Below are 16,772 nucleotides of genomic sequence, written 5' to 3' on the forward strand. Positions count from 1 at the left end.
GCTCACCTCATGCCATTAGTTGATGGAACATCATTGTGAATTTGGGGAGACGACCTGTTTGCACGTGTGACCCAGATGCGATCGATCATGAAACCATCCGTTTCGCTTTCACCACTGAAAGTGATTTGCAACGGGATACAACCAAGTGCCGGATTGTCTTGCGTATAGGTTTGCAAATGAAATTCAGACAGAGGAATGCTGACCGTTCTCCATTCACCGGGCTGAGTCTGCCAGAGTCGTAAATCAACGTAACAGTAAGTCAAAACTGGCTGGGGATTCTGATAGGTTCGGGCGTGCAAATAGATGTGAAACCAGCCTGGAGGTTGTATTTTAAATCTCAGATGGAGCAGCGAATCATCATGCCAGAAAAACAGGCCTGACGGGACCTGAGGTGACTGGATCTTCTGAACCGTCTGCATATCCTGCCGAACGGAAATCGATCTGACGGCCCCCTGGGAATTATTCGGCAGTGCATGCCTCACCTGTTGCCCCTCCCAGCCGACCGGAAGGCCATTTTCAAAATCGACGCTCCATTCATCCGCGGGACGCGGCCAATCGACTACAGAAAGTGGCCGTGATTCAAATACCGGCAGGAACTGCCCGGTTGACACGAACCGCTTTGATCCGTCAGATTTCCGCGTGACCTGGACTTTGCCTTCCAGGACCGCAACCTCGCTCTGCCCGGGTATTGAGAGCAACTCAAGTTCAGTTCCCAGTACCTGCACTTCCGCATTAGGCAGGAAAAAAGTGAGTGGATTTCCAGGACTTTGTGTCGTGACATTCGCGTTAATGCTGCCCGACGGAACACTGATTCCGCCGGTGGATTGGGGATAAACGACAACCTCTGTTTTCGGTTGCATTCGAATTCTGGTCTGATCTGAAAGCTGTAAAGTTGCCGAACTCCCACGCCCGGTTTGCACGCTATCTCCTGGTTGCAATGATTGAGAATTTCTGATCACCTCTTCTGGAGAAATCCAAAAGGGGGGCTGCTTGTTTCGAACAATTCCAACCCGACCGGAGACGCCGACTATTTTTATGGGTGCATCCTCAACCGATCCATTCCAGTCCAACCAGCCGACGACAACCATCAGCAACATGATCACCGCAAGCGAGACCTGCCACCAGCCCCTCTTGGAACGGATTGGGCGAACTGGAGAAACCTGTTTCTCCGAGGTGGGTAAATCGTCTGGTTCAACGTCATACTGCCAGCGTAATTGAGTCAGTAGCTGGCAGAAGCGAACATACTCTACACGAAATTCTTCATCAACCTGCAATAATTCGATCAGCCGGCGTTCCTGTTCCTCGGTCAGTTCGTTATCTGCCATTGCGTTGAGCAGAATTGACCGTTCTTCTGACTGATTAAACTGAGTCATGAGCGCGCCTCTGCAGACAGGGTCCGTTCGATACACTGACGCAATTTCTCTCGAACTCGCCGTAAGGATTCAGAGACCGCCTTGGAGGTTTTCCCAATCTCGGCCGCTAATGAATTGACGGCACCGTCTGGCTGATATCGGCGGGATATTAATTCCTGCTGAGAGGTAGTTAGTTTTTGCATGCAATTCTGCAGGGCGGCGTTCCGGTGATCGTATTGCTCTGATTCCGTACTGGCAACCTTTGCAAGCTTCTCCAGTAAAACATCATCAAATGTAATCCCCTTGCGGGCCTGTTGTGATCGGTGTGCCAGAACCTGGAGACGAGCTATCGCAAATGCCCAGGCCAGGTAATTAGTGCCCGGCTTATACGTCTCCCGTTTTCGCCACAAAACCACGTTCGTTTCCTGCAGAATGTCATCTGCATCGGTCGAATGCCCCACGAGAGAGTAAATGAATGCATAAATCCTGCGTTGCGATTGAGCAATTAACCGGACATGCTCCCCGGATTCAGTTTCTGCTGCTTGATTGTCATCGTTATTCATACTGATTACCCCGTCTTAAGGGAATAAACTCAGCCTGGAATTTCCCACGACAATTTCTATGGATATTTAAAATTTATCAATAAATCACTGGCTATTACAGATGGAAAGCCAATTAATCCCTAGTGCTTTGTCAAGCTACAAATTGAGGGATGGGGGTGTTGTTTACGTGCTCCGTTGTCGCACTCTCGTAATATCTATCAACCCAAATTTTAAGAATGACACTCCACTAATGTTACTTTTCGCCTTTTCTTCTCACATTCTACCTGGATCAGGAAACGGTTGCAGACTCCATCAGCTCTGCAACCGGAAAGTGTATCTCAAGCTCATCATTCTTAACCTGGCGGTAATTATCAAATAATGAAATGACTTTTGAGTGATGCGAGGTTTATAATAATTACTTTCTCATTCTTCGAGTGGAATCACTTTGGGACTTTCGGTGTATTGAAACAGTATTTTGATTAAGAGGAATTACGTGATGCTCACCCGATTTACATTCGCGCTCCTGCTTACTCTGGCCAGTCAGTCCCAGGCCGCGGAACCGCCACAAATGCTCTTCCAGGGTGAAGGGGTTCACGATGCAGAAGCGACTGGTGGAGCGAGAACGGCTTTTGCCATCATGCGTCTACCCGATGGGAGTTTTGCGTTTTATGATCGGTATCAGCCGGAGAAAGGTCCACTCTCACTACCAGATGTTGAAGGGAAGCTTCACCCATTACGGCCTCACCTGCCAGAAGCAATCGTGGCGAGTAAAAAGATCATGCAAAGCGGGGTACTCAATAACACCCAGGTCGTTCTATCGCAGGATGGTCAGATCAAAAGTCTCCGGGTTCAGAACGAGTCACTGGACAAGGAGTCCGCGAAGAAAGCAGGACTGCCTCGTTACTTGAATACCTGGATTGATCGCGTTGGACCTGCTGGAGCGAGCAAACCCCTCATGACTTGGCGCGGGTACAATGGTTCCCTGATGGAATATCAGGAATTGAACAGTGGCCGGCTTCTGGTTCCTCATGGCAGCCTTATCCCTCATACGCGTGCCGTTCCGCCAACGGGACGGCACGAAACAGTGATTCAGTTCTCCGATGATGGTGGTGATAGCTGGAAATTGAGTAAGAGCAAGTTAATTGCGCCCTGCTATCCGGGGTTTAACGGATCGAACGAAGGCGCTTGTGAACCAGCCTTTGAAGAACTGAAAGACGGTCGAATCTGGATGTTGATGCGAACAACGGCAGGATTCCTCTACGAATCGTTTTCTTCTGACAGGGGCACGACCTGGACACCGGCTCGCGCGAGTCGGTTCAACACTTCCACTGGACCGCCAAATATCATGCGTCACCGCAACGGATGGCTAGTCGTGTGTTGGAACAACTGCGAGATGCCACCGCGTTCTAATGGAGAAGGTGTTTACGGCGGTCGCGACGCGCTGCACATCGCGGTATCCGACGATGAAGGCGAGACCTGGCGCGGATTTCGGGAGATCTATCTGGATCATCGACGCAATGGAAATCCCGAAAAAAATGGCGATCGTGGAACGGCTTATCCGCTAGGCTCTTATACCGACGATGGACGCATCGTGGTTCTAGCTGGTCAAGGGAAAGGGGGACGGAATCCCATCCTGATCGATCCCGAATGGATCGTCGAAACCGAGGCAAGCACCGATTTCACGGATGGATTGAAACAGTGGTCGACTTATACACATCATGGGCCCGCAAAGCGATGGTGGCGAGCACGAGCGCCAGGGGCGGCACTGATCGATCATCCGGATGAAAAAACCAGGAAGTGTCTTCATGTTCGCAAACAAACCGAGCTTCCCGCGGATGGAGCGACCTGGAATTTCCCGAATGGTTGGAAAGGATCTTTGGAAGCTCGAATTAAAGTCCCCGCTGGCTCTCAGGGATCGATCATTTCGTTAAATGATCGGATGTTTGATCCGACAAATGACTTCGGTGAAGAATTAGCAGTGTTTCGTGTATCTTTGAGCGATCTTGATTTGGCGCCAGGAGAATGGAATGTGTTACGTTTTGACTGGGATCTTTCCGCCCAACACTGCCTCTTGAAGATCGATGGAAAAAAGCCCATCGAATTGCCTTTGTGGCATCCTACGTTAAATGGTTTGTCCTATATTCGTTTCCGCGCGACCGCGAAGGAAACTGACCCGCTCGGCTTACTGGTGGAGAAGGTAAAAGTAACTATCACGGCCCCTGCTGCACCAGCCTGTAGTGCCCAGGAACTAAAGTCGCACGAACAACGATACATGAAACAAGTGGTTTCGCGTTGGAAAGATCAGTAGAACGGACATTGCAGTTCAGCCCATTCCGATCTCGGGAGATTTCAATGAGAACGGAACAAACGACGAGACTCAACGTGCGACAGTCTATTTGTACCAGACGACTACTATTTGCTCATTGTTTTATCGCGATCGTAAGATCTGAGAGGTCATAACTTTGATCACGATTGTTTGCAGACCGTACTGTTCGGCTTTCACACGTTCCAGTATGTCTTCGATCTCGTACTGGTCGGACCGTTCCATCTGTCGTCCGGTTGAGTAGGTAAGCAGCTTTTCGATAAGACAGAAGGTGAACTGATCGAGTCGGTTTTCGAGCAGCACATGTTTAAAGCTCGTAAAATCAGTGAATGTTTCGCCAGAAGGCAGTTTGCCTGTCGGATCGACGTTGGGACCAACTCCTTTTCCTTTAGGTTTGGGGTACTTGTCTCGCCACCGGCCGATGGGGTCAAATGATTCAAGTGCGTGACCGTGTGGATCGATATTTCGATGACAGACGTAACAAGTTTGGTCCGTGCTGTGTTTTGCCAGTCTCTCACGAATTGTCGTTGCCCCACTGACATCAGCCTCAATGGCAGGCACTTCGTCCGGCGGCGGCGGCGGGGGTGTTCCGAAGATATTTTCTAGTACCCAGACACCTCGCGTGACTGGAGAGGTATCAACGCCATTGGCGCTGACCGTCAGCACGCCAGCCATGCCTAACAACCCTCCACGCTGTTTGGTCTTAGTGAGCTTGACACGCTGAAAGCCATCATTCAGTCGCAATGTGTCTTTCTCTGGTAACCGATAGAGATTGGCCAATTTCTTGTCAACAAAGGTGTAGTCAGCGTCCAGAAATTTCGCCACCGATTCGTTCTCGTCAAGCAGGGAACGAAAAAACAATCGTGCCTCCTGTTTCATTGATTCCGGCAAATTCTGCGCGTAGTATTCCCACGCAGCTTTTCGTGGCGGAGGCAGATCACCGATTGCTCGAAGATTGAGCCAACTGTCAAGAAAACCATTGACGAATTCATTAGAACGCGGATCTTTCAACAGGCGTCGAACTTGCTTGTTCAATTCATCCTTTTCCTTCAGGCGACCAGAAGCGGCCGCAGCGAACAGTTCTGCATCAGGCGGTGCTGTCCATAAAGCATAGGAAAGACGTGACGCAAGATCATACGGGTGTAACTCGCGTTCATCCTCTGGAGTGATCTCGCTGAGATATAAAAACGAGGGAGAGCAAAGTATCATCTTCAATGTATCAAGAGCCGCCTGACGTGGAGTCGCTTGCTCGGACAATCGCTGCTCGTAAAGCGCTTTGATCCGCCGTTGATCGGATACATTCAAGGGACGCCGATAGGCTTTTTTCGCAAAGATAAAGAGTTGTTCCAGAGCATGGTCTTCCTGAAACCCCTCTTTCCCGAACACCGCGACTTCTTCTTTGCTGCCGACCGGTTCTAAAATCGGACCATGGATTTTGATTTCGCCGATCTTGATATGAGGCAGCTTTCCCTCGCGAAGCAGAGCCTTCCGGCTGACACCGGTATCCGGCTTCTTAAATTCATGTTTATAGCGTTTGTTGACTGAGATGACCGATGCCCGCGACTCATAAGGTCCGTTAGGAAAAATGAAGCGAGGTGTCTGTCCCACTTCAAGCCAGACACGAAATTTTAACCACTCTGGCTGGTTGTCCGGAACAACAGCACTTGCCAGAACCGGTTCGATCGCCTGGGGATAATGAATATGTCCTTTCGTCACATCGCCGGGAACAACGGCCAATTGAAATGGTTCTGAAAAGTCGATGCGAAAAATCTTGGGATCGTAGTGAGTATCGCGGTGCATCGCTTGCGCATGAACTTGAATGTCATAAATTCCTGAGACCGGTACGCCCGCCAGGAAATCTTCGATGTGTCCATAACCACCTTGACGTGTGTCTGTGTTGGGCTGTTCGTAGAGACAGAGATACCGATATTTGAAGACACTTCGATGAGAACCCGACAGTTCTTCATACTGTTTGAAATTGTCAGTAAAGTGCCACGACTTGGGTTTCATCGCAGGTTTTCCAAGCCGAGCCTCGACCAGTCGGGAGGCTGCCTGAAAATACTGATCCAGCAGAAATCCGGAAGTCACCAGCGACTCACCGATATTGTCCATGTGCTGACTGGTCTCTTCTTTCGGAAAGTCCGCAGTTAAACCCAGCGTGTCGACACGACGGTCAAACAGGGTGGCCAGGGTATTTTCATATTCCCGATTGGATAGGCGACGCATGATGGTGCGTGACCCGGTACTTTCAAACTGGTCTCGCGCTTCCTGGATGCTGTCGCGCAATGCCCCGATTAAAACGAGCCTCTCTTTATCGGTCGGCTGATCCGCATCTGCTGGTGGCATTTTCCGAAGTGTGACCTGATCGATAATCCCATCGGCTGTGATCAGTTGCTGCTCAGTTTTGATCGGCAGTGAGAATGATTCAAACTCACGTTCCCCATCAGCAGTCGCGACGTCATGGCATTCAAGACAGAATTTACCTAAGAGTTTGCTGACCACCGGATTATGTTTATGCGGCGGCTCCTCTGCAGAGCAAGGCTGCAGGAAAGAAACGCAGATAGCCAATCCGCAAACGGCGCGAAATGCTCTCATACGGATCGTCTTAATGAACTGCGTATTCATCGTCAGGAGAACCTTCCGGTGCTCGTTCCGAATGATTCCTTCTCAACACCCATTCTCTGAGCAATATCGACGAAGAGATTACACAACGGAACCTTGCCTGGGCCTTTCGAGGGAGCTTTCTTGAATTCGCCAGTCCCATATCCACCTCCAGCCAGAATGATTGGTAAGTCTGAGTTGGTGTGTGAATTCGCATTTCCCATGCCGCTGCCGAACAGTACCGCGGTCGAATCGAGTAGTGTTTGCTCCCCATCTGGTATGCCCGCCAGACGGGTCAAAAATTTCCCAAATTGCTTGAGTTGATATTTCTCAAGCGTGACCAGGTGCGCGACCGACTCGTCGTCATTACCGTGATGTGACAGACCATGATAGGACTTATTAATACCCAGATGCTGTGGCAAAAAGCTGCCGCCAATTTCGAGCGTTGCGATACGCGTTGAATCTGTCTGCAACGCGAGAGCGATCAGCTCGTAGAGCATGGGGAGGTCCTCAACCGTGTTTTTATCGGCCGGCTTGTCGAATGGTGCCTTCGGCTTCGGCTGATCAGCCCAGACCTGGCGAAGCTTCAGTCTTTTTTCGACATCGCGAATGGAACTGAAATACTCATCCAGTTTTGCTTTGTCTTCACTATTGACTCGTTTCGAAAGGGAACGAGCCTCGTCGTGAATCGAATCAAGAATCGACGCTTGCAGTGAATTCTCCTTCACTTTCTGTGCCTGAAGTTGTTTCGAATCCGCTATGAATAATCGATCAAATAGTTCCGCCGGCCCCGTAATTGGTGGAACCCGAACCCCTGACTTCGTCCATGAAAGTTGACAGCCACCGTGGATACCGCCTTCAGACCCGACCGTGAGCGACGGAAAGCGTGTCTGATTTCCGACTTCGTCAGCGATGAATTGATCAATGGTGACGTTGCCATCCGTGCGGTTCTTGGACTCGTGATGCAGCAAACCCGACAGAAACGTATGCACGGCAAAGTGACCACCGCGAAGTCCGTGATCGAGTCCGCGGTAGACTGTGAGCTGATCACGATTCGCTGCAAGAGGCTTGAGCAGCGGCGTTTCTTCAAATCCTTTACCTGCTTTCTCAGGAAAAAAATGCTTCTGTTGAAAACCGAGTAAGTTACCGACGGCGACAAACCTTTGAGCACCTGCACCTGCCCCGCGAGACTCGGTAATCGTTGAATTCCCTGCAAGTGAGCCAGTCATCAGAGATGGCAGACCAGGCAAAGCAAGAGATCCGGCAACGGAACGAATAATGAATCGGCGGCGATTGATTGTATTGTTCATGCGAGCAGTCTGTTCAATGACAAAAGGAAACTTAGAGCCTGATTAAAAGTCTCGGCGTTTGAAAATCGCTTATTGAAGCGATTTTAGTATTTTTATTACGTACGGCGCTTAATCTAGAGCCTGAACCTGACTTCATCATATTACCCGAAACGGTGACGCAACACCATGGATCTTTGTATCAAGATACCCAATAACACCTGTGGTTACAGCAATAAGCCCACCTGAGTGGACTTGAGCCTGTCTAAGGTTCTTTAGCTTTACAACTTCCAGAATCAGTCCTCGTACGAGTCGTTACGAAGAGGGTTCTGTACGGGACGGGTAAAATCATTTATCTTCGCCTGGTTTCTATCCTGAATTAATCGTGTATTTGAGTCTTGATGGTGAAATTAAATATTCTATATAGTAAAGCTCTCAACAAAATCTGCGTCTCGCTGCGGACAACATTTCAATAAATTCTGAGGATAACCGATGACTACAAAGAGTTTTAAGCCGGTGAAAACAGGTGTCATCGGCTTGGGTCGGTTTGGGCGATTGCATGCATTGACGTTATCTCGGCTGGCAGAAGCGGAACTGGTAGGGGTGGTGGCGCGTCGACAGGAGAGCCTTGCTGCTATCAGCAAAGAACTTCCCGATGTGCCAGGGTGGACGAACCTGACTCAAGCGATTGAGGAATCTGATGCAGAGGCATGGGTTGTCGCCTGTACGACGCAGTCACATGTGACTGTCGCACGAGAACTGCTCGAACGTGACAAAGTGGTGCTATTGGAAAAGCCGATTGCAGATAGTCTGGAAGAAGCAGAAAGCCTTGCTCCATTGGTGCGGCCCGATTCCAGTAACCTGATGATTGGACACATCGTATTGTTTAACAGCGAGTATCAACAGTTGCAGGAGGTGGCCCGAGAGCGGGGCCCGATTTCTTATATTGATTGCGTACGACATCGACCGGCGAGCATTGTTGAAAACTTTCCAGGAGAGAACCCATTACATGCGGCGATGGTGCATGACCTCTACGCGACTCAGGTGTTACTCGATCGTGCGGAACCGGATCATTTCAGTGCACAATTTCATCGGACGGCCACAGGTGACATTGATCTGGCTGTGGCACAACTCAAGTGGAACGGAGGTCCGGTGGCATCGTTTGCTGCCTCGTATTTAACTCCCGCAGGAATGCCGCCACGCGGGTTTGACAGAACTGAAGTGTTTGGTGCGGGTTGGTCTGCTCGCATTGAACCTAACCCACGTCCGATCTCTGTCTGGGACAGTGAAGCCTCCTGGCCTCTGGCGTTGGAAGTGCGTGCCAACCCACCCAGCGGAATGATGGCTGAGGAGTTGCGTTGCTTCTGTCGGGTTGTGCGTAACATGGAAGCCGTGCCAACCGGAGCCACCTACTTAGATGCAATGCAGGTACAACGCTGGATGGAAAAACTACATGCGTTTGTCTGACCAACCAGTTACCCCCGCCCCACGCAGAGAAACAAACCACACGGAAATCTACAATCGCCGGTGAAGCAGAAAGGGCATTGCCGAGCCGGGAACAAATCAACCTCCGCTGTCATGTCGGGTTTCCCGAATAAATCATCTGTGAACGCAAGTCTAAGGGAGTTCCAGTTGAACCTATAGATGAAGTTCACCAGAAATAGTAGGCGCCGAGTTCAGGTTATACTGCCTGCTTAAACATTTCGGGGCTCTCATAGCCCAGAGATGAATAAAGCCTCTCCCGGTTCAGCTTCAATCTATCTTGAGTACACTAACATGTATGTGACATTCATTCTGCGATTCATAAACAGGATTTTATTTCTCTTTCAATTCAAAACCAGCCGTCACTGTGACTCGATATTTCAATTGTCCCGGCATCACGCTGACTGCCTGTGATTGACCGTCCTCCGTATTCGCATCAGACCTCATTCTCTGAAGTGCGGCGTAATAAACAGAATTATATCCGTATTCGCTGTTTTCGTCGCTGGCGCTCCCGGAACTCCCGGAGATCGACGTCAGTTTCCCGAGCTCTGCGCCAGATGCATTTGCCAGTCGCAATGCTTGTGACCTTGCTTTTTGATATGCTTCCGACATTGCCTTGTCTTCTTCCTTCTCAGAGATTGAACAGGCGAAGGAAAAGACCGGCTCTCCCGGCTTGGCTTCGCGATCGCCGCCATACATGGAAGCTCCCTCCATCTCTTCCATCAGTTCCTGTTCTTCAGGACTCAGCTTACTGGCTGCTTTCAGGCCGGCCAGGTCGGCCTCTTTGATTTTATTCTGCAGAGGATGCGAAGCTAATAATAATTCCTCGTCCGTCTTTGCCTGCAGTTTCCATTCAGCAGTCAATTGTGCAGAAACGGTAAGAGGCGTAGTGACAATGCCCTTTTTCTTGCCCGATCCATTGCCGCGCCCCCTCATCCTTTGGGCGAGCATCATCTCAATTTGCTGTTGCCTCTCGGATTTTTCTGATGAAACTTTCGGGGAATCGATTTTGATCGATTCTTTGTCGGCTCCCAATACGGCAAGTTGAGCGCGTGTCGCCTCAATGCGGTCTTTAAGACCGGATAACGCTCCCTCCAGAGTGCTTGCTTTGGAAAGGATCTCAACCTGCATCCGCATGACAGCGGGTTTCTTTACGATAATGACCGTGCCAGTTCCAGAAACCGTTCCTTCTCCCGCTTCAAACAGATCGCTTGATCCAAATTGGGGAAATGCAGGTTTTCCACTTACACAGAGAACCAACACGATCAATGTACATATAATACAATTTTTCATAACAGATCTGCTCCTGATGTCTCTTGCTGACATTTTATTAATGAGAGTGTCCTGTGGTTTAAATCGGGATTAACGCAGCCGTTCCATTCCGACTTCATCTCGAATTCGTTTTCTGAAAGCGAGAATCTCCGGACCGGACATAATACGAATCGTCCAGTAAAAATCTTTCAGGTCTTTGTCATAATATCTTCTTTTATCGATATGCTTTTCGTAAATCGTCTTCAACAGAGGCACATAGGTAGTATCGTTTTGATAAGCGATCGCACGGTACACGAGGCGTGTCCACTGTGCATCCTGTTTCGCGTTTTCTTCCCAATAACTAAGGAGAGGGGAGAAGCCTTGTGGATCGTCAAACAGTGTTAAGAGATATCCTGCATAGGCGACCGTCTGTGGATCACTTGAATTCAGCAGAGGAGTCAATATCTGGGAATCTAATTCTTCCGGGGCTTCAGGGATAATAGGTATACCGGCTTTCTCAAATGAACTACTGACGAGAAAACTGCTTTCCAAAGCAAGTTTTTTGTTCGCGACTGAGGAAACTGCCTGGGGTCCCACGGACAAATACGCCAGAGCGATTTGTTGCAGCATCGGATTTTTATCGGTAAGTCTCTGGAGTGCCATTTGAGTCGCCTGTGATTTTGATTGAGAGGCGAGAACAACTTGAAAGGCGACTTCACGGAGGTCATCTGATGTCGATTTGTCTGATAAAATGCGATTGGCAAGTTTATATGCTTCTTCCCGGGAAAGAGAAAATAATGCAACTAAAGCGACGGTTCTCTGCCAATACAACCCAGATAGCGTATGCGGAATCAGATCAGCGACAGCACGATTTTTTGCACCGACAGAGACATCGTCGAGGCTATAATACCGAGTGTTAAAATAGATCTTCCTCATCGACATAATCATGCTATGTGCAAAGGCGGCATCGACATCCCTGCGGGCCAGCAGGTCCCAGAAAGTATTTAACGCACGGTGATCACGAGGCTGGGACATCTCGTTCATGACTTCGTATAAATCGGACAGACTATCGGCTGACTGAGTGATTTCGAGGAAGAGTTGAATTCGATCTTCCCAGAGTAACCAGGGCAGGACACTGGCAATGGTGCTACTGTTTTCGGGGTGTAATTTGAGAATCTCACGTAATTTGGGGATGGCCTGGCGATCCTGTCCCAGGCCAGCTAAAGCACGCGCGCCGGCCAACTGTTCTTCCACAGATTCGTGTTCAATCAACCGTTCCAGTTGCGGGGCAAGATCGAACATCCATGGCTCTCTCATTTTGCCCTGCCTGATCGCAGCAAGCATATTTTCATATTCCCGCGTATGGCTTTCATCCGGATTGTCTGTTGTTAAGGTTTCGTCTGTCGTTTTTTCATCAGGAAGCTCTGGTTGGCTTTCCCCTGCATCCGTTTTGAGAGGCAATTTACCGTTCGTTTCCGGGATAAACGAATCAAAAGGGCTGTTTCCGGTGATGGAATCTGAGGGGGAAAAGGTTTCTGAACTGAGGAGTTTAAAGAGTGCGTTGGCAGCAGCTGTGCGAACGAGGCTGTCTTCATCAGAGAGCAACTGCTGTAACTCATTTTTTACTTCAGACGGGATGAGTGAGCTTAATCCTGTGATAGCAGCAGCCCGAACTTCAGGTTGGTCGTGAGTGCAGAACTTCCGCAGGTAGGGGATCGATTCCACTCCCTGTTTTTCCCCGTGAGAGAGCGATTTTACCACTTCCGCTGCCAACTCGGGATGCCGGGAGGCCGCTTTAGTCAACGGTTCGACAGCCACGATAAGATCAGCGTCGGAAAGTGCAGCAACAGCGCGACTGACAACAAAACTGTCTTCGTCCTCAAGAAGTTTAATCAAAGCCATGTAGACATCGGTATGCAATGCTTTGTCAGGTGAATAATGGCCAACCACTTTAGTGATTGATTCTGCGGATTCTGCCCGAACTCTCCAGCTGGGATGCGAAAGCAGTTTGATCAGAGCCTCGGCGGCTGCATTTCCCTTTGCTTCGCGAAAAAGACGTACTGCGTGCACAACGAGATCCGGATCCTTTTCCTGCGTTACGTATGCAGCGATTTCGGGAACAATCCTGCTGGATGGTTTTTCAGATAATTGTTTCAGCACGGCGGCACGTACATTGGGTTCGGGATCTTTCAATAAACGGATCAGTGCATCGCTGGTGCTGGCGCCTCCTACTTCCGTCAACGTGCGCAAGCTCAGTTCGCGCACCAGCGGTGAAGGATCGCTGAAGAGTTCCAGAAGCAGTTCCTGTTCCTGTGAAGTCGCCCGAGTGGAAAGTTCATCGATGGCATTATGACGAATAGCAACATCGGTCGCCGCCAGACGTTCAATCCCTCCCGGCCATTCCAGGACCAGCTTGTCAGTCGCAACGAGCCGGTAGCGGAGTGCCGTCAATCGTTCACGATCCTCGTCTGATTCTATGGATTTGAGACGGCCGGTAACTTCAGCCAGTAATAACTTACCGAAGCGGGCGAGCCGTTCCCTGATGGCACGCGTTTCATCCGGCGTGGCTGTGAGCATTGATGTGATCATCTTTCGGCAAGAGTCAAGCTCGGAAGAAGTCAGCTCTTTTTTAACCGGTATCGCCTCTGAGTGATCAATGTGCTCGATCCAGGCAGACAGTTTTTTCAATCGTTCAGGGCTGATGGATTTCGGGTCCCAGGGATCAAGCCCTTCCACGGGCGCTTTCCATTCCCGCAGTAATTCGAGAGCTGTCAGTTGTGAAGCAAGTGTTCCTTCAGAGAAAGCGTTCACAACGATGGCGGCTGCGGGATCCGGATAGGGGATCAGCTTCTGAATTGCTGCTTCCCTGAGCACGGCATCGCGATGTTTGAACAGCTTAACCAGACGGATCACGGCAAGGGCATCAGGAGGTCCCGAGGCCAATAATGATTCATCTGGAACGACTGTAGCGCTGCTATAGTGTTCCTGCAGCCATTCGACAAGGTTTTCAGCAGACAGGGCGCCGTCTTTTGATTCGATAACTTGTCCCGTCGGTGTAAGTATGCGTAGAGCGGGAATCGGACCGACGGCGAGTAATCGAGCATCTGCAGGAGTCTTATCGATATCCAGTCGAACCAGTATCCAGCGTCCCAGTTCGGCCTGAACGATTGTTTTTTTGATTTCTGCATTGAGTATTTTACAGTAGGGACAAGATTGACCTTCGATCTTCACAAAGATGGGCATGCCCTTCAGCCGCGCTTGTTGATATCCCTCTGCCAATGACTTGAGCCAGGGTTGCTCCTTGGAATGCTCTTCGGCTTTCTCTACCTGTTTTGTGAGCCCCCTATTCGGTTTCACCGCTTCCAGAACTTTGGACGTGGGTTGCGCGAAAGCTGCGTGAGTGAAAACCACCATACTCCAACTGGTCAATAGAATTTGATATTTCAGGCAGGAAACAACATGTCTCTTAGAACCCTGACTCAGACCCGCTGGACGCGTTTGAACCCTCGAGATCAGCATGTTTCTGATTTTCATGGTTGGGGCTCCGTATTTGATTCAGGGTCCTGTTGGCCATGAATGATTTGACTCCAATATTTCTCGAATTTGAACTCGGGACTGTTCTCGCGGTCATGGCAGTAAATGCATTGATCTTTAGCCAGAAACGGTGTCCTGATCTTCGTATTCCGGGTATGAGCGGCTGAGGGACCGTGACAGCTTTCACAACCAACATTCACCAGATTGAGACTACGCTTAACAGAAACAAAACCGCCGGGTAAACCAAACCCTGTAGTATGGCATCTCTGGCAGTCAGCATCCACGTGTGCTCCCGATCTCCTCAATGTTTTCCAGGCATGCGCATGAGCTGAATGTTCCCAATGTCTGGCATCATCCTGGTGGCATTTCAGACAGGATTCGGTTCCCGAGATTTGATAACCGGGTGGTGGATTGATGGGAAGCGGCGGAGAAAATCCGGTTTGTGCAGCCGTGAAATCCTGTTTGCTGAGTTCCGAGTAAAATTGCTGGAGGTTTTGTTTTTGAATCGCGTCATCTTTAAAGTCCTGATTGACTTCAACCACACGCCCTTTCCAGCGGTCCTGATCGTTTTTGAAAGGAGCCTGCAGATGGACGAGATATTTCCCCTTATTGGTTGCCGCCGCCAAGGTGGCGGGCCCCACTGAAGCAGGAGCAATACTCTGATGGGTGGCGCCCCCCAGAATGACATCTGCCTCAGGCAGGTCGGATGCAAAGCTGCGTAATTCTCTTTCAGGCATATACGCCAGAACGATCAACCAGTCATACTGTTTAACGTATTCATCGGCGATCGCTAAAACCGCATCACGGGGGGAACTGATTTGCAGCCCGGAAACAGCATATAGGGATGAGACAACACCTACGATCAACAGGCGTTTCCCACTGACGTCTATGACGCGATGTGTTTCCACGATGAAATCCCCGTCGCTATCCCGAACGTTGGCCGAGACAAAGGGAATATCAAGTTTTTCCTGAATCGCCTGCAGATAATCGCTTCCCAGCTTCAATTCCGAACCCCCTAAGTTATGGGCGGCAATTCCCATCTTAATTTCCCCCTGGAGAATTGCCTCCAGTTTCGACTGATCATAGGGAGAGGTTCCCCCTGCTGCGCCACCAACATCGACGAGAATAACGTTCGAAGTTTCTTTTTCACTGGCAACAATGGCACCACGACGAAGTAGCCCCCCTGATTGATTTGAAGTACAACCACAGGGAACAATCCAGCCTGCCGTATCACCACTGGCAATCAGCGAAATCGGACGAGGAACTGTGTTTTCAGATTTGTGAGTCGTTTTGCTTTCTTCCCGTTTCAGCCCTTCGACTACAGCAACACCGGCAACAGCAACGATACCAACTCCGACAATGGTCGACAGGATGAACCGATTTCGTTGTGAATGCGAAGAAAACATGCAGAAAACTCTTAGTTTTTTCATTTGAAAAGAGTGCTGGGGAACTATCGCGTTAATTTCTCAGATGCTGGTAAGCTGTTGGCCCGATTTCAGATGGTAAGCAGTTTTAATAGATTAATGAGTATGCGAGAATGTTGACGTTCACCTGAACGCAGTTGGTAATTTCATTTCCGCCACAACAGCAACAACCTTGAGTATGTTCTGTGTCATTTAATCCATCCTGGGAATAAATCACACCCAAGCGACCTTCATACGATACCCCGTTGAGCGGACGTGGTTTTCCATGTTTGGCCACTAATTCTTTGATCTCATAAACGGTATTGAATACGGGGTGATTCATTGCGATCTGGCTCAGGGGATGTTCTGGAAATACCACCGCCATCTCTTTACGGAATGAGCGATCCCACTCACCCGAGGAGCAGCCCGCTGAAGCCAACAGAAGTCCACCTCGTTCAACATAGGTCCTCAAATTTTTACGCTCGGAATCGGTTAACTGAAACACACCTTCGCCAGTCATGATAACCATCGGAAAATTAAAGAGCTCATCCGAACTAAGCTTGACGGCGTGGAATCGTCGACTGGTTGATATAGACGAATCCTTTTCGACTTCAACCAGAAAGTGATCTGAAAAACACTGGCTGCTTTTCACACCAGCATAAACAAGGTTGGCTACCTGAACGATGCTTTCCGATTCCCGCCCGACTTGTTTGGGATCGGGAACTCTCTGCAGCGAACTGCCTGTGATACCATTACGGTTCTCTGTACTGGAACCTGCAGATTGCGCAGAGGAAGTGGTCGTCGAAGACTCCTCTTTGGGAGGGTTGGTATTCTGGGCAGAACCATGTGCAACCCAGGCAACGAGGACCGCTAATAGAATCATGACTCCAAACCATTTTTGATTCGATTTTCCGGAATATTTTTTCATGATCATCGACTGGTTATCCTTCTTATGTTTGAGATCGAAACCATTGGAGAACACAGAATCCTCCAGGTAA

10 protein-coding genes are annotated in these 16,772 nt (G+C 49.6%); 2 read left to right on the forward strand and 8 right to left on the reverse strand.

Annotated elements, in window-relative coordinates; all coding sequences use genetic code 11:
- Positions 1-2 precede the first annotated feature (2 nt).
- A complete protein-coding gene (locus tag Pan161_RS25785; protein ID WP_145231628.1) occupies positions 3-1,373 on the reverse strand; it encodes a FecR family protein in 1,371 nt (456 codons plus the stop codon).
- Positions 1,370-1,915: a sigma-70 family RNA polymerase sigma factor gene (locus tag Pan161_RS25790; protein ID WP_145231629.1), complete on the reverse strand. Its 546-nt coding sequence runs from the start codon at positions 1,913-1,915 to the stop codon at positions 1,370-1,372. The genes Pan161_RS25785 and Pan161_RS25790 overlap by 4 nt, the downstream gene beginning before the upstream one ends.
- 475 nt (positions 1,916-2,390) lie before the next feature.
- On the opposite strand from Pan161_RS25790, the gene Pan161_RS25795 reads away from it, so the two are divergent.
- Positions 2,391-4,202, forward strand: a complete 1,812-nt coding sequence (locus Pan161_RS25795; RefSeq protein WP_145231630.1) for a sialidase family protein — start codon at positions 2,391-2,393, stop codon at positions 4,200-4,202.
- 120 nt (positions 4,203-4,322) lie between these two features.
- On the opposite strand, the gene Pan161_RS25800 is transcribed toward Pan161_RS25795, so the two are convergent.
- Together Pan161_RS25800 and Pan161_RS25805 are read right to left on the reverse strand one after the other, a co-directional pair.
- Positions 4,323-6,842, reverse strand: coding sequence for a DUF1592 domain-containing protein (locus Pan161_RS25800; protein ID WP_145231631.1), 2,520 nt, complete (start codon positions 6,840-6,842; stop codon positions 4,323-4,325).
- Positions 6,843-6,844: 2 nt separating this feature from the next.
- The gene (locus tag Pan161_RS25805) at positions 6,845-8,128 is read right to left on the reverse strand and encodes a DUF1552 domain-containing protein (protein WP_145231632.1); all 1,284 of its coding nucleotides are present in this window, start codon (positions 8,126-8,128) and stop codon (positions 6,845-6,847) included.
- Between the two features lie 468 nt (positions 8,129-8,596).
- Between Pan161_RS25805 and Pan161_RS25810 the strand changes: the two genes are divergently transcribed.
- Positions 8,597-9,571, forward strand: coding sequence for a Gfo/Idh/MocA family protein (locus tag Pan161_RS25810; protein WP_232103499.1), 975 nt, complete (start codon positions 8,597-8,599; stop codon positions 9,569-9,571).
- A 348-nt stretch (positions 9,572-9,919) separates the two neighbouring features.
- Here the strand turns inward: Pan161_RS25810 and Pan161_RS25815 are convergent, their stop codons facing one another.
- The 4 genes from Pan161_RS25815 to Pan161_RS25830 all read right to left on the reverse strand — a co-directional run bounded on the left by Pan161_RS25815 (position 9,920) and on the right by Pan161_RS25830 (position 16,708).
- Entirely contained in the window at positions 9,920-10,879 is a 960-nt protein-coding gene (locus Pan161_RS25815; protein ID WP_197995531.1) for an SIMPL domain-containing protein, read from the reverse strand.
- Positions 10,880-10,948: 69 nt separating this feature from the next.
- Positions 10,949-14,371, reverse strand: coding sequence for a HEAT repeat domain-containing protein (locus tag Pan161_RS25820; protein ID WP_145231634.1), 3,423 nt, complete (start codon positions 14,369-14,371; stop codon positions 10,949-10,951).
- Complete coding sequence (locus Pan161_RS25825) at positions 14,368-15,777, reverse strand: multiheme c-type cytochrome (RefSeq protein WP_197995532.1); 1,410 nt, start codon at positions 15,775-15,777, stop codon at positions 14,368-14,370. The genes Pan161_RS25820 and Pan161_RS25825 overlap by 4 nt, the downstream gene beginning before the upstream one ends.
- A 106-nt stretch (positions 15,778-15,883) precedes the next feature.
- A complete protein-coding gene (locus Pan161_RS25830) occupies positions 15,884-16,708 on the reverse strand; it encodes a DUF4159 domain-containing protein (protein ID WP_145231636.1) in 825 nt (274 codons plus the stop codon).
- Positions 16,709-16,772: the final 64 nt, after the last annotated feature.

The sequence above is a fragment of the Gimesia algae genome (assembly GCF_007746795.1).
Lineage (GTDB): Bacteria > Planctomycetota > Planctomycetia > Planctomycetales > Planctomycetaceae > Gimesia > Gimesia algae.